The organism is Pantoea sp. GbtcB22 (genome assembly GCF_019091025.1).
Classification (GTDB): domain Bacteria; phylum Pseudomonadota; class Gammaproteobacteria; order Enterobacterales; family Enterobacteriaceae; genus Pantoea; species Pantoea leporis.
The window spans coordinates 394,267-415,609 of record NZ_JAGXKB010000004.1; the positions used below are offsets into that span (position 1 = coordinate 394,267).

10 protein-coding genes are annotated in these 21,343 nt (G+C 45.2%); 8 read left to right on the plus strand and 2 right to left on the minus strand.

Annotated elements, in window-relative coordinates; genetic code table 11:
- Nucleotides 1-262: 262 nt before the first annotated feature.
- Nucleotides 263-625 carry a hypothetical protein gene (locus tag KVT28_RS16140; protein WP_217549253.1) on the plus strand — a complete coding sequence of 121 codons (363 nt, stop codon included), beginning with the start codon at nucleotides 263-265 and terminating at the stop codon, nucleotides 623-625.
- Between the two features lie 72 nt (nucleotides 626-697).
- Here KVT28_RS16140 and KVT28_RS16145 read toward each other — a convergent pair whose 3' ends face one another.
- The gene (locus KVT28_RS16145) at nucleotides 698-1,324 is read right to left on the minus strand and encodes a LuxR C-terminal-related transcriptional regulator (protein ID WP_217549255.1); all 627 of its coding nucleotides are present in this window, start codon (nucleotides 1,322-1,324) and stop codon (nucleotides 698-700) included.
- A 33-nt stretch (nucleotides 1,325-1,357) separates the two neighbouring features.
- On the minus strand, nucleotides 1,358-1,984 hold the full coding sequence (locus KVT28_RS16150; protein ID WP_217549257.1) for a response regulator transcription factor: 627 nt from the start codon (nucleotides 1,982-1,984) through the stop codon (nucleotides 1,358-1,360).
- Nucleotides 1,985-2,408: 424 nt separating this feature from the next.
- Between KVT28_RS16150 and KVT28_RS16155 the strand changes: the two genes are divergently transcribed.
- The 7 genes from KVT28_RS16155 (at nucleotide 2,409) to KVT28_RS16185 (ending at nucleotide 21,106) form a co-directional block, all read left to right on the plus strand.
- Complete coding sequence (locus tag KVT28_RS16155) at nucleotides 2,409-10,259, plus strand: Ig-like domain-containing protein (RefSeq protein WP_217549259.1); 7,851 nt, start codon at nucleotides 2,409-2,411, stop codon at nucleotides 10,257-10,259.
- A 77-nt stretch (nucleotides 10,260-10,336) separates the two neighbouring features.
- Nucleotides 10,337-11,233, plus strand: coding sequence for an OmpA family protein (locus KVT28_RS16160; RefSeq protein ID WP_217549261.1), 897 nt, complete (start codon nucleotides 10,337-10,339; stop codon nucleotides 11,231-11,233).
- A gap of 178 nt (nucleotides 11,234-11,411) precedes the next feature.
- Nucleotides 11,412-13,634 (plus strand): type I secretion system permease/ATPase, encoded by a 2,223-nt coding sequence (locus KVT28_RS16165; protein ID WP_217549263.1) that lies wholly within the window; start codon nucleotides 11,412-11,414, stop codon nucleotides 13,632-13,634.
- 127 nt (nucleotides 13,635-13,761) lie between these two features.
- The gene (locus KVT28_RS16170) at nucleotides 13,762-15,000 is read left to right on the plus strand and encodes an HlyD family type I secretion periplasmic adaptor subunit (RefSeq protein WP_217549265.1); all 1,239 of its coding nucleotides are present in this window, start codon (nucleotides 13,762-13,764) and stop codon (nucleotides 14,998-15,000) included.
- 2 nt (nucleotides 15,001-15,002) lie between these two features.
- Nucleotides 15,003-16,730 carry a TolC family protein gene (locus tag KVT28_RS16175; RefSeq protein WP_217549267.1) on the plus strand — a complete coding sequence of 576 codons (1,728 nt, stop codon included), beginning with the start codon at nucleotides 15,003-15,005 and terminating at the stop codon, nucleotides 16,728-16,730.
- Nucleotides 16,731-16,768: 38 nt separating this feature from the next.
- Nucleotides 16,769-17,461 (plus strand): response regulator transcription factor, encoded by a 693-nt coding sequence (locus tag KVT28_RS16180; RefSeq protein ID WP_217549269.1) that lies wholly within the window; start codon nucleotides 16,769-16,771, stop codon nucleotides 17,459-17,461.
- 57 nt (nucleotides 17,462-17,518) lie between these two features.
- Nucleotides 17,519-21,106: a transporter substrate-binding domain-containing protein gene (locus KVT28_RS16185; protein WP_254633571.1), complete on the plus strand. Its 3,588-nt coding sequence runs from the start codon at nucleotides 17,519-17,521 to the stop codon at nucleotides 21,104-21,106.
- Nucleotides 21,107-21,343 lie beyond the last annotated feature (237 nt).

The following is a 21,343-nucleotide window of genomic DNA, read 5'->3' on the forward strand; positions in this document are numbered from 1 at the left end:
TAAATCGCACAGTCCTAGCTTGAGTGAACTTCATGTTCAAGAAATCCCGAAGCACTGAAAAATCAGCTCTTACATAGTATTTTTCATACAAATCCACAATTCATCTGACGATTATTGATAATTTTTTTCAGAACAAGAAATATCTCGGATCGGTGAAATTTACTATTACTTTATTATTCACTCAGCTTCTAAATAAGTCTGAGGATGTGAACGATTTTATCGCACATCTGTTTTTTTCACAGTAAAGTAATGGTTGATTTTCATGAAAAAGTATTTATTTATCGCCACAACATTATTTCTGACGGGTTGTGCTGCACATAAAGCGGAAAGTAGCCATGATGCTGAGCCCGCCTACACATCAGTTGTAAATAGCTCATCAGAACGAATTCAGGAGTGTAAGCAAGAACTTGCTGCATTGAAGGATTTTAATCCAGTAGCATATGAAAAGTATCAGGGGGAGTATGATTCGATTAGTAAGAATACAAAGAAATATATTGGTATTAAGAAGAAGGTAAGTGATGATGTTAACTATTTAGTGATGCCGAAGTATCAATATTCTATTCGTAATCTTTGCTTTAAAATCAGGCATGACTTATCTGCATCAGTTGCGAGCCAGGTTAATTGACTCTCAATGTAACTCACAAAAACCTCATGTAATTACCCGCTATGTGCGGGTTTTTTATTAATTAACGTTAATCTAAGAGATGTGTACTACTCCTGAATTTATCAGTTTAAGGTAAAAGCTAACGCTATTTTTACATGCCATTTTTGTCATCAAAGATTTTCTACGCTGGCTGATGGTTTTTACGCTTACATTTATCTCTCTGCTGATGCTCGTTAGCGGCAATCCTTTAGCCAGATGTCGTAATGTATTCCATTCGATGAGAGAAATTAATGTGGATTCAGATGCTATATATTTCAGCACTTTGATGTCAGATGAACTATGAAATAAATTATAATTGTCATTCAAGAATATGTATGAGGCTAATAATCTCAGGCTATCGTGCTTGAAAAGGATGTGACCTTTGGTGATATGATGTGCAACGAATTGCATTAAAACTTTATCAGTAAATCTTGTATAGATAATCAACTTAGTTTCAGGATGATTTTTGGAGAAATGACGCGCGAAATCAACACAATCATAAAAATTATCATCGTGCGTCACTAACTCCATGATAACAACATCAAAGCCCCCATGATTAAGCGCCGTTGATAGCAAAGACAGATTTCCAAAGGTTGAGATACCAATGGTGGGAGAACAAAAGTAATCGGTTAGTCCCTTTACTGCAAATTTATCACTTTCAAGGATGGCCATAGTAAACATGGTGTTCCTCCTAAATTTCCCTGATGTTAACGATTACCAAATTTTCATTTCATGAGCGATTTTTAATGCTTGTAGAAGATTGCCTGCACCAAGTTTTCTTATAATGTTTTGCTTGTGAGTACTCACGGTTTTTTCACTAATCATGAGATCGTTAGCAACTGTTTTATTGGTTCTTCCTGTGGATAGTGCTAACAGAACTTCTCGTTCCTTTGCAGTCAAAATATTTCTCCTGCTAGCGATAAGCGGGACACTATGTTCAATTGAAGAAAGAACTGAACTAACTGATAGAGGTGGGCATGCGACTTTTGAAACATCTAAAATGGCTTTTTTAAGCTCGTCGCTAAGCTGAGATTTATGCACGTATGCACTAACACCCAATGCACGGCATTCAGCAATACACACGGCGTCTTTACTATTTGTCAATACGATAACTTTACTCATAATGTTGAGAGATTTAAGTATTCTAATGACTTCGGTACCATGATAATCAGGTAGGTTAAGGTCAGTGATAATAATATCTGGAGTGTCACGGATGATTGCTTCAAATGCTTTCTCCGCTCTGGTATAGCATCCCACGACGGTTACAGGTTCACCTTCCATAAGAATAGTTATACCGCGTGCAATGAGCGGATGATCGTCAATAATAATAATTTTAGTCATCTTATAAACCTACTATTGTCTTTTTTGAATGTCTTCTTTGTCGTTTTATACAACAATGGAAATTATCACCCCCCAAAAAATGGTGCTTGTTATTAGCATCGAGCACCAAGTTTCAGAGCGAATGTTTCCTGCAGCTTTTCTTTTACACATAATGTTTTTCACTTTTCCAAGTTTTATTTGATTATCGGAGTAAGGACAGAATCTCTTTCTCTCCTTTCGCTAATTAATTATCTTTATTTAAATAGGAAAAGACCGACAAGATTTGTCTTGGACTGACTTTTTCACCTGCATAAGACCCAACAAGACATATCTTGTTAATGCACCAAAAAGGCTTAGTGGAGAATCTGACAAATACCTGGGTGCCTCAGTTTCATGTTGAAAACAGAAAAGCAACAGGTCATTTCTCAGTTAATAAAGGTGTGCAATGAAAAACATTCCAGTTAATGCCGCAGTAGTACAGGATAAGACGATTATCCAGGCGGAAGTTCTGCAGTCAAATCCGCAGGGCAAAGCAGTTAAGATCAAAGCAGTTAAGGGCGGAAAATACATTCTTGCTGAGGGTGAAGGCGGTGTTGCACCAGAAAACATCACCTTGAAACGTGTTGGTGACGATCTCTATGTAGCTTTAGAAGGCACCGATCCAGATCATCCTCAAATGATTATCGAAGACTTTTACGCTATGCCGGGTGAGCTGGTAGGTAAAGGTGAAGATGGTCAATGGCATGAGTATGTATCTACCGATGCACAAGACAACCATGAAGCTGGCCTGCTATTAGATGGCGAGAGCAGTGCTCATGCTCTTGGCGCTAATGCTATCGGTAGCCTTGATGGCCTATCTATGGCTCCTTCCGCTTTCTCTCCCGCGCTTATTGCGTTGGGTGCATTAGCTGCTTTGGCTGCAGCTGCTGGTTTGGGTTATCTGATCCATCATTACAACAAAGATGACAATAACGACAATGGTAACGGTGGTGGCGGAGCTGGCGGTGATTCTGGCAATGCAGTATTAACCCCGGAACTGAAAGATGTTACGGATAATGTTGGAGATAAAACTGGCTCGATCGGTAATGGTGATTATACCGATGATACTACTCCGACCTTCATTGGTACCGGCACTCCAGGTGACACGGTAGAGTTGTGGGATGGCGACGAGAAAATTGGTGAAACCATCGTTGACGAAAACGGCAACTGGGAATTCACTCCTGAAACACCAATGGAGCCCGGCGAGCATGAAATCGTACTGATCGGCAAAGATCCTGAAGGTAATACAAGCGAACCTTCTGAAGGTTTTGAATTTATCATCGATATTACCGCACCAGGCAAAGCTACGCTCGATGACGTCTACGATGACGTTGCTCCAATCGTTGGCTCAATCCAGGAAAACGGCGTCACCAACGACAATCAACCAACCTTTAGCGGTACCGGTGAACCCAACACCATCATTGAAATTAGTGCTAATGGCAAAGTATTGGGCGAAGCCCCAGTAGATGCAACCGGTCATTGGACATTCACTCCAACTACCGCAATGCCTGATGGCCCTTATGAAATCATCTTGGTTGATATCGACCAAGCTGGCAATCGTGGCTTACCTAACGATCCTTTCCATTTTGTGATTGATACTCAAGCGCCAACCAAACCTGGAAATGGCGAAGGTGAAGGCGGTATCGGTGACGTATGGGATGACGTGGCTCCTATTGAAGGCAGTGTGCCGGATCAAGGCACCACAAACGATGCGCAACCTGATCTGAGCGGCAACGGCCTGGAGCCGGGCGATGTTGTGACCATTATTGATAATGGTAATGAACTGGGTACCGCCATTGTTGGAGAAGACGGTTCTTGGGAGTTTACTCCAGATACTCCTCTCGTAGATGGTGAGCATGAGTTTACCGTTATTGTCACAGATCCTGCAGGAAACAGCTCTGAGCCCTCTGATCCATATACAATTATTGTGGACACGGTTGCGCCAAACAAACCCGTAATTACTGCTGTAATTGACGATCAGGGCAACGACACCGGAGCTCTGACGGCAGGTGATACTACTGACGATGCACGCCCGGAAATTCAAGGAACTGCGGAAGCTGGCAGCCTTGTCACTATTTATGATGGCAAGACAGTATTAGGCAGCGTGCAGGCAGATGAGAACGGAAACTGGAGCTTTACGCCATCACTTCCACTAATCCCTGGCCAGCATGATATTACCGCAGTCGCACAGGATGCCGCTGGTAATGTCAGCCCAGAATCTGACTCATTCGATTTCACATTAATTACCGGCGGCATTCCGACCGCTCCGGCTATCACTGGTATCTATGATGACCAGGAAGCCCATACAGGCTATCTGCAAAAAAATGGTCTGACGAACGATGATCGCCCGACTATCGAAGGTACTGCTCAGCCAGGTACACTGCTGACAGTGTTTGCTGACGGCGTGGCATTGGGTTCTGTAACTGTCGGCAACGACGGACGCTGGAGCTTTACGCCGGATGATGCGCATAAACTGACTGACGGTCTTCATAATATTACTGCTCAGTCGCAAGACGCCGCAGGCACTGACAGCGCGATGACCGGTGAATTCCCGATTATGGTGGATACCACAGCACCAGACGCCGCTAAATCTGAATTGCTCACCGACGATGTGGGCGCGATTACCGGTGAAATCCATGACGGCGACATTACCGATGACAGCACCCCGCTCTACAGTGGTACTGCGGAGCCGGGCGCAACGGTAATTATCAAAGATAACGGTACTGAGATCGGTACTGCTAAGGTTGGTGACGACGGTAAATGGAGTTTCACGCCAGTACCAGCCCTTCAGGATGGCGACCATAGCTTCAGCACAATCGTTGAGGATGCTGCAGGTAATCAAAGCGCAGAAAGCACACCGATCGAATTTGTTGTTGATACCAGCAAAGTCGCGGTAAGTATTGATTACGCTTTCGATGACGTAGAAGCCTTAACCGGCAATCTTGCAAGTGGAAGCCTGACTAACGACGACACGCCAACACTGTTCGGTAAAGCCACCCCTCATGCGGTAGTAAATATCTATGAAGGCACAACCCTGCTGGGCAGCGCCACGGCTAACTCTAAGGGTATCTGGAGCTTTACAACTAATTCTTTGACCGAGGGTAACCACAGCTTTACCGCTAAAGCGGTAAATGCAGATGGCAGCGAAAGCGATGCAACTGCACCGTTTGTGCTGGAAATTGATCTAACTAAACCGGACCAGCCGGAAATTGGCGAAATCATTGATGACGTAGGTGATATCCAGGGACCAGTTGACGACGGTGGCAGCACCGATGATGACACGCCAACTATTGGCGGCGGTGGCCTGAACCCGGGTGATGTGGTTACCATTATCGATAATGGTGAAGACATTGGTACAGCCATTGTTGGAGAAGACGGTGACTGGAGCTATACGCCGGAAACTCCGCTGCCGGATGGTGACCACGAGTTCACTGTCATTGTAACTGACCCAGCAGGCAACAGTTCCGATCCATCTGACCCTTACCTGGTGATTATTGATACTCAAGCACCAGGTAAACCAGAAATTGGCGACATCAATGATGATGTTGGTCTGATTCAAGGGCCTATCGCTGACGGCGGCATTACTGATGACAATACACCTGAGTTGAGCGGCGACCAGTTGTCTGAGGGCGACATTGTAACCATCATTGATAATGGTAGCGAAATTGGCACGGCGGTAGTTGATAAGGATGGTAGCTGGAGCTTTACACCTGGCACACCACTGGCAGATGGCGACCACGAATTTACTATCATCGTTACAGACCCAGCGGGCAACATCTCCGTACCTTCTGATCCATACACAGTGATCGTGGATACTGTGGCACCGATAAAGCCGGTTATTACTGCAGTTATCGACAATCAAGGCGACGATACAGGCGCACTGACTGCGGGAGATGTCACTGATGATGCGCGTCCAGAGATCCAGGGAACCGCAGAAGCAGGCAGTCTGGTCACCATTTATGATGGTACTACCGCAATCGGCAGCGTGACGGCAGACAATGCTGGCAACTGGAGCTTTACACCACAATTCCCATTAATCCCTGGTAAGCATGATCTCACTGCGAAATCTCAGGATGCCGCAGGTAACGTGAGCCCAGAGTCAGATGCCTTTGATTTCACGTTGATCACAGGTGGTATTCCAACCGCTCCTGCGATCACTGGTATCTATGATGACCAAGAAGCCCATACTGGTTATCTACAGAAAGAAGGTGTGACAAACGACAACCAGCCAACAATTGAAGGGACAGCGCAACCAGGTAGTCTGCTAACAGTATTTGTTAATGGCTTCGCATATGGTTCTGTAACTGTTGGCAGTGATGGACGCTGGAGCTTTACTCCAGATGCCATTCATGCGCTGGCTGATGGACGTTACAAAATCACTGCGCAATCGACCGATGCGGCAGGTAACCTGAGCGTGATGACTGGCGTATTCCCGATTGTGGTTGATACCACAGCACCAGATGCTGCTAAATCTGAAATGCTCACCGACGACGTGGGCGCGATTACCGGTGAAATCCATGACGGCGACATTACCGATGACAGCACTCCGCTTTACAGTGGTACAGCGGAGCCGGGCGCAACGGTAATTATCAAAGATAACGGTACTGAAATTGGTACTGCTAAGGTTGGTGATGACGGTAAATGGAGTTTCACGCCAGTACCAGCCCTTAAGGATGGCGACCATAGCTTCAGCACAATTGTTGAGGATGCTGCAGGTAATCAAAGCGCAGAAAGTACGCCGATCGACTTTATCGTTGATACCAGCAAAGTCGCGGTAAGTATTGATTACGCCTTCGATGACGTAGAAGCCTTAACCGGCAATCTTGCAAGCGGCAGTCTGACTAACGACGACACGCCAACACTGTTCGGTAAAGCCACGCCTCATGCGGTAGTAAACATTTATGAAGGCACGACCCTGCTGGGTAGCGCCACTGCTAACTCTAAGGGTGTCTGGAGCTTTACCACCACCACTTTGACAGATGGTAGCCACAGCTTTACCGCTAAAGCGGTGAACGCAGATGGCAGCGAAAGCGATGCAACAGCACCGTTTGTGCTGGAAATTGATGCCGCAAAACCTGATCAGCCAGAAATCGGCGAAATCATTGATGACGTGGGTGATATTCAGGGACCTGTAGAAGATGGCGGCAGCACCGACGATGGCACGCCTACTATCGGCGGCGGTGGCCTGAACCCGGGTGATGTGGTTACCATTATCGATAATGGTGAAGATATTGGTACCGCAATTGTCGGAGAAGATGGTGACTGGAGCTACACGCCGGAAACCCCACTGCCGGATGGCGATCACGAGTTTACCGTCATTGTTACCGATCCAGCTGGCAACAGCTCCGATCCATCCGACCCGTATCTGGTAATTATTGATACAGAAGCACCTGTTAAACCTGTAATTACCTCTGTGATAGATGACCAAGGTGATGTAACCGGTCCGTTGACTGCAGGCGATACGACGGATGATGCTTCCCCAGAAATCAAGGGAACAGCAGAGCCAGGCAGCATCGTCACTATCTATGATGGTAATACTGCACTTGGTACCGTGAAAGCCGATAGCAATGGTGATTGGAGCTTTATGCCTCCGTTACCGCTCACGCCGGGAGCTCATGATCTCACGGCAGTTGCAGAAGATGCAGCCGGTAACACTAGCGAACCTTCTGATGCGTTTGACTTTACTTTAGTGGTTGGTGGTATTCCTAATGCCCCAGCAATTACCGGTATCTATGACGATCTGGAAGCTCACACTGGCTATCTGCAAAAGAACGGTCTGACCAACGATGATCGTCCGACCATCGAAGGAACAGGCCATGCAGGCACTGTGTTGACAGTATTCGCCGATGGTGTGGCTCTGGGATCGGTTACTGTCGGCAGTGATGGCCGCTGGAGTTTCACTCCAGATGCTGTTCATGCTTTGAATGATGGCTTGCATAATATTACGGCTCAATCGAAAGATTCTGCTGGCAATTTAAGTGCAATGACTGGCGAGTTCCCAATTGTAGTTGATACCACTGCACCAGACCCCGCTAAATCTGAAATGCTGACAGATGACGTAGGCGCTATTACTGGTGAAATCCATGATGGTGACACTACCGATGACAGCACCCCGCTCTACAGCGGCACAGCTGAACCTGGCGCGATTGTAATTATCAAAGACAATGGTAATGAAATCGGCACTGCGAAAGTTGCAGATGATGGCAAATGGAGCTTTACGCCAGTTCCACCATTAGCCGATGGAGACCACAGCTTTAGCACCATTGTTGAAGATGAGGCAGGCAATCAGAGTGCTGAAAGCACTCCGATCGACTTTACCGTTGATACCAGTCTGGTCTTGGTAAGCATTGATTATGCCTTTGATGATGTCGAAGCATTTACTGGCAATCTGTCTAGCGGCAGCCTGACAAATGATGACACACCAACGCTGTTTGGAAAGGCAACTGCAGGTGTAGTGGTAAACATCTATGAAGGCACTACGTTGATGGGGAGCGCTACTGCCAACTCGCAAGGCGTGTGGAGCTTCACCACAAATACGTTGAGCGATGGCAGTCACAGTTTTACCGCAAAAGCCGTGAATGCTGATGGCAGTGAAACCGATGCCACCGCGCCGTTTGTACTGGAAATTGATCAGACCAGTCCGGGTAAACCTGAAATCGTCGATATCAGCGATGATGTCGGCAAAATTCAGGGCACCGTCGCTGATGGCCATAGCACTGATGACAGCACGCCGACTTTGAGTGGCGACAAGCTGAATCCAGGCGACATTGTTACTATTAGCGATAGAAACAATGTGATTGGCTCAGCCATTGTTGGTGACGATGGTCGCTGGAGCTTCACGCCGGTAACTCCATTACTGGACGGCCAGCATGAATTTACGATTATTGCCACTGACCCAGCGGGTAACAGCTCTGTATCCTCTGATCCGTATACAATTATTGTTGATACTGAAGCACCTGTTGCTCCAAAAATTGACTATGCCTACGATAACGCAGGAAGCAGCACTGGCAATGTTTCAAATGGCGGTATAACCGACGACACCACCCCTGAACTGCACGGCACTGCTGAACCGGGTAGCACAGTATTTATTGAATATGGCAGAAGCACAGATCCATGGGCGCCTGGTGGCACTGTAATTGCTGATGAGAATGGCAACTGGTCGTGGACTCCGCCTGCACTTGATAAGAGTACGGTATGGGAATTCCGTGCTTCCTCTGAGGATGAGGCAGGAAACCATAGCAGCAACAGCGGTAAATTCTCACTCACCATTGGTGAAGCGAAAAGCTACTTCTGGGATTTCGCCGGGCATTCAAATCAGGGCTGGACAATTTCATCAACGTATCAGCGTGATTATTTGCACTCTACATATCCAAGTTTATCGACTTTCCGCGATGATGTGCTTGCTTTCGGTACTTACGACGACAGTATTAACTGGGCCGGTACTGTAATGAGCAACAAAATTGAGGTAGTGGCTGGGCAAACCTACAACATTTCATATATGGCCGGGTCTGCTAAGCCGATGCCTGTTGGTGGCGATGGCGCATATCTCGAACTGATTATTGATGGGAAAGTGGTAGCTGAAGGTAAAACTGGTGTTTGGAAATATTTCTACGGTTCCTTCACAGCAACTACTACCGGTGTTGTTGATATTCACTTCAAGAATTTAAGTTCTGTTGGTTTGAATGGAAATGACTTCTTCATCGATGATATTTCTGTGAAGCCGAAAGCTGTCAAATCGATTGCTGATATCGGAAGCGAAGATGTGCAGCATGATACTTCAGATATTACCTCTTACGACGTTAGTGACTTTATCGGGGGTAAACTGGTAGTTGACGATGTGGCGACACTTTATCAACAGCCAGAGCAAATCAAAGGCAGCGACAGCATCGATACTCTGCAACTTCAGGGAGATAATCAAATGCTGGACCTGAGTCGTTTAACTCAACCGATGAAAGGTGTAGAGATTATTGATATTTCCGGTGACGGTAAAAATACGCTAAAACTTTCCATCGAAGATATTTTAAATAACGGTGAGAAAGACCTCTTCATTGAAGATGGTAAAACTCAGATGCTTATTAATGGTGATAGCGACGATACTGTCGAATTAGTTGAATCACTCAGTAATACCGATACCAGCGAGTGGGTGAAACTTGATGGCACGGTAACGTCAGGTGGTAAAACCTATGAAGTTTATCAACATAGCTCGTTAGAGGCTGAATTGTTGGTACAAGAAGGTATTCAAACTAACCAGTCATAATCATCGTTATTTAAACGCAGTTATTATTTAATCAAATTAATAAAACCGGGCTTCCAATGGAAGCCCGTGGAGGAGTTATGAAATTTTATCCATCTAAACTGTTGGCCGTAGTGCTTTCAGGAATGATTATTTTACCGCTATCAACATTTGCTCAGGTAGAAACCAGTGCATTTGGTAACGGCTACACACCAGTAGCTTCTGTATCGGCGCCTCAAGCTCAGATTGTTTATTATCGCAGTGCGGGCTCCAATGAAAAAGCTGCCGCTCATGTTTATGTAGATGGTGAGTACCAGGCGGCTTTATTAAGCGGTGGCTACACTACTTTCTGCGTCGCCGCAGGTAGCCACTCTTTAGGCGCTTGGGTCAATGATGCTCCGGGCTATCAAGGCAAAAATCAGCAGCCTTACCGCGATACGCTGGTCGCTGGAAAAACTTACTTTGTTAAGGTTGATTCCGGTAACAACGGACGACCATTGACTGTTTCGCGCGAGCAAGCTGAGCAGGAATTACAGGGATTAAAGCAGCAAGTACACACCTTGTCGCGAGCATCATCCGTACAGCAATGCCAATACAAGGCCAGCCAGTATAAAGATTACACACTTTCCGGTGATGTATTGTTTGCCTTTGGCAAATCAGCTCGCCGTGATGTCAGCGGGCAAGGTGAAGAAGCTGTTCGCCAACTGGTAAGTCAGATTAAACAAGGTACTGTCAACGTTAATCACATCACTGTTACCGGCCATACCGATGCGATTGGTTCCGCTTCCGCAAATCAGCGTCTTGGCTTGCAACGTGCCCAGACGGTACGCCGTATGATTATTGAAAACGGCATCCCTGCACGCAGCGTTTCGGCTGAGAGTGCGGGCAGCAACGAGCCTGTAAGCCAGCAGTGCAGTGGTAGTCGTGCCGAACGTATTTCATGTATGGCTCCTGACCGCCGAGTAGTGGTTCGTGTGGATGCTAACCGCCTGGAGTAATTCTCTTTTGCTAAATATTACCCACCGCAAACACATTTGTGGTGGGTATTTTCGCTATATCAAGACAAGACACTCCGAGACAAATCTTGTGAATGGTGGCGTCGCGATTACGTCAGAATTTTCCTGCACTGTGAGGAACCCTTTGGTTCCTCTTTTTTAATTCCAAGAGAACCTAATCATGACATCTGAGCCTAATCAGAACTCTTTCACGGATGATGTTGCAGGAGCACAAAGCTATGCCAAAATTGACGACACATTACTGAAAAGCGTGGGATGGATCTGTCAGCATTATGGCGCACAAAAAAGCGAATCAGCACTGCTCGCAGGACTACCTCGAGCCGCTAGACTTTCGCCTTCATTAGCACTCCAGGCGCTTCAAAATGCAGGGATGACTGGAGGATTGGTTAAACGCCATCCTCACGAATTACCCGTTCAGGTTATGCCTATCATTCTTACGCGCCATGAAAGTGGTGGCTGTCTGCTGCTTGATCGCGTCAAAGCCAAGGATGAAAACGGTAAGTTGTTCTGGCAGTACCACGTCTTATTGCCTGAAGTCAGCAATGAAGCTGTATTGATGACACACGAAGAACTTAATCAAATCTATGCGGGCTATGCCATTCTGGTCAAACCAAAGGCTGAATTAAATCCCACCGAAAATGACGAATTGCTTCCTGCTAAAGGGCATTGGTTTTTCAGTACTCTATGGCGCTATCGTAGCTACTATCGCAGTGCTGCAATTGCGGCGGTATTAGTTAACGTTCTAGCTCTGGCCAGCATCTTTTTTACTATGAATGTTTACGACCGGGTAATCCCAAACCAGGCATTTACTACGATGTGGTCACTGGCGATAGGCGTTACAGTTGCGATGATATTTGAAGCTGTATCTCGTTATGTGCGCGCACATTTAATTGATATTGCAGGTAAGAAAGCTGACCTTGTTTTAGGCAGTGTGCTATTTCGTCAGGCGCTCTCGGTACGTATGGAACATAAACCCGCCTCATCAGGTGCATTTGCCAACCAGTTGCGAGAATTCGAGTCATTACGCGAATTTATGGCCTCGGCCACTCTTGCAGCATTAACTGATCTACCGTTTGTATTGCTATTTATCGGCATTATCTTTTTTGTATCTGGGCCGATGGGCTTTATACCATTATTGATGATACCGGTAATTATCACGCTGAGCGTAATTATACAGTGGCCTTTGGCTAGAGCTATGAAAGAGAACCTGAAAGAGTCCTCTCTTAAACAGGGAATTTTGATTGAGTCTATCGAAGGCGTCGAGGTACTGAAAGCAACTCAAGGTGAGGCTTGGATGCAACGCAGATGGCAAAACTTCAGTGCATTGCAGTCGGCAACCTCGATGAAAACGCGCCATTATTCTTCAGTAGCAACTGGTGTTGTTGCGCTATTGCAACAGTTGCAGACCGTAATCCTCATTGTTGCAGGGGTCTACATGATTGATGCTGGAGCACTTACCATGGGTGCACTCATTGCTACCGTGATGCTAAGCAGCAGAGCAACTGCACCGCTCAGCCAGATCATGGGTCTTGCTGTGCGTTTCCAGCAAGCAAAAACCGCGTTGACTTCACTTAACTCGCTAATGGACCAACCTGTGGATCGCGATCAATCTCGTGATTACTTACCATCGCCAAAGCTTAGCGGTACTTTGCATCTAAAAGACGTGACATTTTCTTATCCTGCACCGCCAATGCAACCAAATCCCCAAATTCTTAATGGTATCAATATCAGCATCAAACCTGGCGAGCGAATTGCCATACTTGGTAAAATCGGCAGTGGAAAATCTACCCTCTTGCGCGTGATTTCCCAGTTATATCAACCAACTGGCGGGCAGATTTTTGCGGATGGTTTAGACGTCAACCAGATTGATCCTGCTGATTGGCGTAAAGTTACCGCATACGTTGGGCAGGGAAGCCGACTGTTTAGCGGTACGTTGCGCGATAATATTATGATTGGTTGCCCTGATGCAGCACCTGGGGCCTTATTACGTGTACTTCAGTTAACAGGGCTGGACAACGTGGCCGCCCGTCACCCGGCAGGAATCAACCTACAGGTTGGTGAGGGAGGAGATGCGCTTTCCGGCGGTCAGCGTCAACTGGTAGCTTTAGCTCGAAGCCTTCTGGCCGAACCTCGCATCATTTTGTTAGATGAACCAACAAGTGCGATGGATGTTCAGACCGAGCTGCAGTTCATGCGCCAACTTGATAAATCTATCAATGGCCAGGCGCTCATTATTGTCACCCATCGCCACTCTCTTTTGCAGTTGGTGGACCGCATTGTGGTTATCGATGAAGGGAAAATCATGCTGGATGGCCCAAAAGAGGCTGTATTAGCACGTCTACATCCAACCAAACCTCAGGAAGTTAAAATAAAAGCTAGCTAACCTTCGACCGTGTTTTTTTGTCTACAAGACAAATCTCGGAAGGGTATTTTTTCTGTTGTGTCAGAATTTTCCTGTCTTCGGCGTAATACAACTCTTACGCCAAAATTTAAAACAGGTAAATTATTCAATGAATAGGTTTTGGCAAAAGAAAACATCCTCAGCGATTTCTTCCTCTGACGCCGAATTTATGCAGGACGTACAGGCTTCGTTATTATCTCAGACAACACCTGGTTCAAAACTGGTAATTTATCTGATGTTGGTAGTGCTGGCAGGTGGGCTGTTGTGGGCTAAGTTTGCCAGAGTTGAAGAAATAACTCAGGGCGAATCAAAAATTATATCAAAAAGTCGTGAGCAAGTTATTCAAAGTCTGGAAGGTGGTATTCTTGCAGAAATGAATATTCATGAAGGCGATATTGTAGAACGCGGTCAAGTATTGTTAAAAATCGACCCAACGCGCGCTAAATCTAGTTATCGAGAAGCGCTTTCGAAAGTTATTGGATTAAAGGCTACCATCGCCCGCCTTCGTGCAGAGGCATACGACTTGCCACTGCAATTTGACGATATGGTTAAGCAGGACCCAGCTGTTGTTGAACAAGAAACTCGAGCATACGATTCTCGTAAACGTGCGTTGGTAGAGAGTGTGAGTGCACTAGAAAGAAGCTACTCACTATCTAACCGTGAAATTCAACTTGCTCAGCCACTAGCCGCGAGGGGGCTACTCTCCGAAGTAGAGTTACTGCGTATGCGTCGACAGGCAAATGATATTCTCTCTCAGATAACAGAGCGAAAAAACAAGTATCAGGCAGAAGCTAATGGTGAGCTCATCAAGCTAGAGCTTGAGTTGTCGCAAACATCGGAGAATCTAATTGGCCGTGCTGATATTGTCGAGCGTACAACAATTAATGCTCCAGTCAGAGGCACAGTAAAAAATATCCGAGTCAATACAATAGGTGGAGTTATTCAACCTGGTGAACATATTCTCGAAATAGTGCCGCTTGAAGACCAATTGTTAGTTGAAGGAAAAATAAAGCCTTCTGACGTTGCATTTTTACGCCCAGGTTTACCCGCCACTGTGAAGATCACTGCATATGACTACAGTATCTACGGTGGTTTAACGGGAAGGGTCGAGCTTATTAGTCCAGATACACTAAAGGATGACCAAAAAGCTGCTGCGGGTCGACCGGATGATACTTATTATCGAGTCATGGTGTTAACGGATAAAAGCTATCTTGAGGCAGGCGGAAAACAATTGCCGATTATTCCGGGCATGGTTGCTACGGTTGAAATAAAAACGGGAGAAAAAACCATCCTGGATTATTTATTGAAACCTGTATTCAAGGCCCGTGAAGCATTTCGTGAGCGTTAATAATGAACTGTCATTTTAAAATTAAACAAAGAAATTTTGTTTCTCTAGCTATTTCTGCGGCGCTTGCCACTTTGAGTATTTTTAGTGCTGTTGCTAATGAGGATGACGAACTGCTGAGTTTTGTCGCCCACTCATCATTAGAACCGGCACCTGCAATAGTAACTAAGAATACGACGGCAGCGCTGCCGATCAATGTACCTGCGGCTAAATCAGTTATCGCCCCTGTACCAGTTGCAGCGCCAGTATTGGAGAGTGTACCGGCATCAGTACCTAAACTTGCTACAGCACCAATCATTGAGGCTGCAGCGGTAATGGTAACTAAATCTGAGGTGGCACCAGCTGTAACGTCCGTGCCACATGAAGTGCCGGTAGTATCAGCAGTTACCCCTCCGGTACGCAATTTAGCCGACACGACTAAGCATACGTCGCTTTTATCTGCGGAGGCGCCAGGGACACAGGCAGAATCTTGGCGGCCATCTAAGGCGCAGCCGAGTATCCCGGTTCAAGAAGGTCAGATTACTGCCGAGCGCCAGATTAAGGAGATCATTTACGGAGCAGTATCACTCGCTAACCGGATGAGCCCAACGTTGAATCGTTCTCGAGCGGAATTTCAGGCTGCTCAAGAGAATGTCTCCGAAGCGAAAGGTCAACGATGGCCGCAGGTGGATGTATCCACTAACAGTAAAAGTATTAATTTTGGCGGTGGCGCGCGCACTCATCAAAGTGATATCCCAGCGGTCACAGTTAACATGGTCACTACCGTTTACGATTTTGGGAGATTGTCAAATACCATCGAAAGCCGTGAATCAAGTGCAAAAGCGGCTAACAGTGGCGTAGCGGCAGAATCTGAAAATACAGCGTGGGAAGTCAGCAGCCAGCTTATTGAGTTGAGTAAAGAACGATTAATCATTTCAATAAGTGAGCAGTATGTGGCGCGCATGAATCAACTCACCACTATGCTGAGCGGGATTGTTGCTGCCGATCCAGGACGCAGAAGTGAGCTGACTCAGGCTAGGGGCCAGTTTTTGAAGGCGAAAACTTCATTGGACGCGGCTGTTTCTCGCGCTCGCGAAATAGAGATTAATCTGTATAAATATATTGGTGATGCAGAAATTACTTTACCACGCACGACGCAATGGCAGATTACTGCCCCTAATCTGGACCTGCAGTTGAGGGCGATCAGTGATAATCCCCTCATTGCTAAAGCCCGTGCCGAAACAGAAGCTACGCTTAAGGAGGCTGCGGCAGTAAAAGCGTCAGGATTACCTGCGCTGAACTGGGTGGTCAGCAAGAATACTGGAGAAGATGAGATTGGCCGTCGTGAGCCATTTAAAACCGGTTTACAGCTAAGCTGGGGTATTTTCCGTGGCGGCTCAACCAACGCATCAGAGCGAGCAGCTTTGATGCGGGCAGAAGCCAGCCGCCAGCAGATCGAAGAAACAACACGCGACCTTGAACATAAAATTCGTACAGCTGATCAAGATGCCATTTCGCTTAGAGAGCGTGCCGCAATGTATCAGAATTTATCTCGAGAAACTGACCGTATCCGGGTGGATTTCTTCGACCAATGGTATCACTTAGGCAAGCGAACGTTGTTGGATGTCCTTAGTGCCGAATCAGAATTTTACGGCAACCGTGTCGGAGAAGTTACAAGCCGGTTTGACAGCTATAGTGCCGTTTTCCAGGGATACGCCAGTGCCGGGATCTTAACGAAGTGGCTCAGCCAATAAATTGAATGATGACAACAACATTTTTACCAGGAGACAAGATGATTGAACCTACAGTTGACCCTATCCGCGTAATGGTATTGGATGATCATCCTCTTATACGCAATGCCTATGAATTTACCATGAAGGCATCATCACGTATTGAATTGGTTGCTGTTTGTTCAAGCCGAAAAGAGATGCTTGAGATTCTCAAGAAGCAAAGTATTGACGTATTGATTCTCGACTATATTTTAGGTGATGACGGCGTTGATGGGCTCGTAATGGTGCAACAAGTCAGAAGCCACTACCCCGATCTCAGTATTTTAGTGTCATCTTCAGTTGAAAGCCCTGCAATAGTTCAGCTGATTTTGCAGGCGGGAGTTAAAGGATTTATAGGAAAAAGCAAAGATTTCAATGAAATCATTCGTAGCATTGAATATGTAGCGAGTGGAAAAATCTATCTATCTCAGGATATGCAGTACAAAATTCAATTAGTGGCCGAAGGCGACCGCGAAATGCTGGCTTATATTCCTAAAGAAGGCCCTTCAGATGAATTACGCATCAAATTACGCGCACTGAGCCCGAGAGAAATGGAAGTCTTGCGTTGCTTTCTCGATGGTATGAGCATCAAGCAGATTGCTGAAAAATACTCCCGCCATCGTAAAACAGTAAGCGGACATAAACAGGTTGCATTACGTAAGCTTGGGCTGCGTTCTGATGCCGAATTGTTCAAGTATAAAGACTACTTTAAATAGAAAATTAATCATACATTACAGGTATTTCAGGTCAGATAAGGTAACACTATTTTGAAAATGATTTTTTTGATTCTGTTGTGCTGTCTTTCCTGGAGTGCCTTGGCTGTTGATGGAAAAAATCAGCCCTTAACATTATATACTCGACAGGTTCCCGCAGAATTTTCATTCCAATTAAAAGATGAAGATTGGCGATGGTTGGGTTTGAAAAAAACTCTGAATGTCGCCACATGGAATCCACAAAACCCACCCATTGATATTATTTTAAAGCCTAATATTTATGAGGGGATTTCTGCTGATTATCTATCAATTGTAAGCGCTCAGTTAGGATTAAAAATAAATGTTTATCGTTACTCAAATCGAGATGAGGCTTTCAATGCGTTGGCGGCCGGTGAAGTTGACACAGTTATGGATGACCCCGGTACACCTCCAAGAGATGAACAGTTGTTCACAGAAAGTGACGAGTATATAGAAAACAATCCAGCGCTGGTGATAAAGGATATTCCCAGCAATAGTAGAGTGTCGACAGACAAGGCCTTTACTCTTGGAGTTGCGCAAGATTATTTGACCGATAAACAGATAGAAAACTACTACCCGAGTGCGAAAATAATTCGGTATTCTTCAAATCAGAGCGCCATTTCTGCATTGGTTCTAGATAAAGTGGATGCAATGCTGGGTAATATCACCACGGCGAGCTTTCAGATTGACCGTAATTATAATAACATCCTCTCCCTAAAAGAAGTTTTGCCAGTCACTGGTAGTGGTGCAACTTTCGTTGTACGGAAACAAGATGATGTGCTGTTACATGCGATTAATACCGTATTAAAGGCAGTTCCTCCGCTACAAGATGATGCAATTATTAACTCTTGGTTTCTTGGTCCGGATTTCTCATGGCTTAAAAAACCGATAATATTCACTGAGCAAGAAGAGTCATGGCTCAAAAAGCACCCTGTCATAAATGTACTCGCCAGCCCTTATTTTGCCCCCATAATAATGCAAGGCAGTAACGGAGAATTTCACGGTATAAGCCATGATCTGCTTAATTTAATAGGGCTACGCACTGGATTAAAGTTTCAGTATATTGCTGCTAATGATACTGATGAAATGTTGAAGAAAGTGCAAAGTGATGAAGCGGATATGATTTCTGCGATAAGTTACAGTAAAGAAAGAAGTGAGGATGTTAGCTATACCAGGCCGTTTTTATTTGCACCTTTTGTTTTGGTGGTAAGAAATAATGCAGGTGCGCCTAAGGACCTTATTGGGAAACTAAAAATAGCTACTACGCGTGGCAATACATTGGTCGATAGCTTGACTCGACAGCATCCCGATATAACGTGGGTTTATGCTGCAAATAGTACCTTAGCGATGAGATTAGTCGATGAGGGAAAAGTAGACGGAGCAATTAACAACCAAGTCAGCGCTGACTATATGATTCAACGTTATTTTTCTGGAAAACTCAGAATTGCATCACGCGTAGGAGAGTCTCCTGCTGAAATAAGTTTTGCACTCGGACGTAAAGATCGAGAGCTTGAAAGTATTCTAAATAAAATTCTTGCCGATATTCAGCCTCGCTCCTATGCAAAAATTCTGAACAAATGGCAGGGTATTCCCGATACTCCTCTGCAAACGTGGCGTCTCTATAGTACGCAATATTTTATAATGTTTGCTCTCGCGCTATTGCTGGCTGCTAGTACGCTGATATGGGCATGGTCGTTGCGTAGGACAATGAAAGTGAAGCAACAAGCTCAGGCAGAGTTGCTCGCGCAATTAAACTTCCGGGATACATTGCTAGATGGCTCCCCAACACCAATCTATGTAGTAGATAGCAGCGGTGAAGTCATTAGCCGCAACAAAGCCTGGCTAGCATTTTTTTCTCATGCTAGCCAAGGAGATTTAAATCTTAGCTTGAACGACAGACGGCAACCTCTCTCGGTAATACTTCCATCTTTGCTGTCACTTTTTGAGCATCCGGAACATCCAGAGGGCGAGGTTCATCTCGAAAATATTAACGTCTATAACGGAAAAGAAACACGGCTGATCGCGCACTGGGCCGTCCCGCTGCGTGAGAATAACGACAATGTTCGAGGTGTTATTTGCGGCTGGCAGGATATTACATCCAGAGAACGGCTGTTGGAGGAACTATCAACCGCACGTATTCAAGCAGAACAGGCCAGCAAAGAAAAAAGTCGTTTTTTAGCTACAATGAGCCATGAAATTCGCACTCCAATCAGCGCCATTATTGGCCTTCTTGAATTGGCTCAAAACGTACGAAAATTAGATAATCCAGACGGTGAGGCTATTCGTCTCGCCTATAGTTCATCACAGTCGTTGCTTGAGCTTATAGGTGACGTACTTGATATGGCCAAAATTGAGTCTGGTAATCTTGAATTGACTCCAGAGTGGGTAGATCCTAAAAGATTAATTAATTCGGCTCTAAGGATCTTTGACGGACTTGCAAGGCAAAAAGGTCTCACACTCTTAGCTGAGGCTGAGATTGCGGAAGAGTTAGAAGTGTGGATAGATCCACAGCGACTTAAGCAGATTTTGTTTAATTATTTGAGTAATGCCATAAAGTTCACTCACACTGGCACGGTAGGGATCAGCTTAAAGAGTTCAGTTAAAACTAACGAAAATATTAAACTGCATATATCCGTTTATGATTCCGGTATTGGAATGAGTGAGGAAGATAGACGACAGCTGTTTGTCCCATTCAAGCAACTTGAGGAAGGAAAAAAACAGACAGGCAGTGGACTTGGTTTGGTCATAAGTGCTGAATTGTTACGCCAAATGGACGGAGAATTCAATATTGAGAGCCATCCTGGAGAGGGAACAACTATTACTCTCACTTTTGAGGTGAAATATCGTTCCGTCGAAACCAACAATGTGGGTATAAATGAGCAGTTAACTTTAAGTGAAAATAATACGCAACATAGTGAGAAAATTTCGGTTTTAATTGTAGATGATCATCCAACAAACCGTTTGCTTTTGCGGCGCCAGTTGGAATTGATGGGGCACAAGGTGATCGAAGTTGAAGATGGCAGTATGGCACTGGAAAAATGGCATAAAGAACCCGTTGACTTGATTATTACTGACTGTGAAATGCCGGTCATGAACGGTAAAGAGCTTGCAGCCGCTATTCGCTTAACTGAGGTCCCTGCGGTTATTTGGGGATTGACGGCGAATGCGCAACAGGATGAGAGAAATGCATGCCTTGACGCTGGAATGGATGAATGCATCTTCAAACCAGTTTCAATTGAGCAACTTAGTATGTTGATTAATGATTATTTTTCACAGTTGTCAGGTTATGAAGAGCTAAATGAGCTTTTGGACCTTGAAAATATTAGAAAAATAATGGGTGGTGATGAAAGATTAATCATTGATACCTTGAGAAATACTTGTGCTGAAAATAACAAGGATTTGGCAATGCTGAAACTTGCGCTCGATAAGGCGGATTGGGAGTCGGTTGATAAACATTCACATCGCATAGCAGGTGCAGCTGAAGTGCTAGGTGCAAATGCTATTGTAATGTTGTGTACTGAATTGCAGCATGAAACTAATAGAGACGAAGCATATGAAAGAATGCTGGTGCTTTATCGAAGGCTAGAAAACCAGTTACTTGAATTGCAAGAGGCGGTTGAACTGCTTTGATTATTCCTTATAAATAATTCAGGAAAATCGTTTCAAGTGGAAAATTAAAATGTTTTTGATGATGTTCTGGATGAATGGCTAATGAATTTAATCAGTCATCCAGAGCTTTTAAAATGTAGTAATTATTTTCGCTCATCTCATGGTAAATAAATTCTGAAGCCCCTGTTCTTAATCACTTCCATTTACTGGCCAACAAGAAAAGAAAGAATTCCCCACCCTTGAAATTACTTGAGGGGA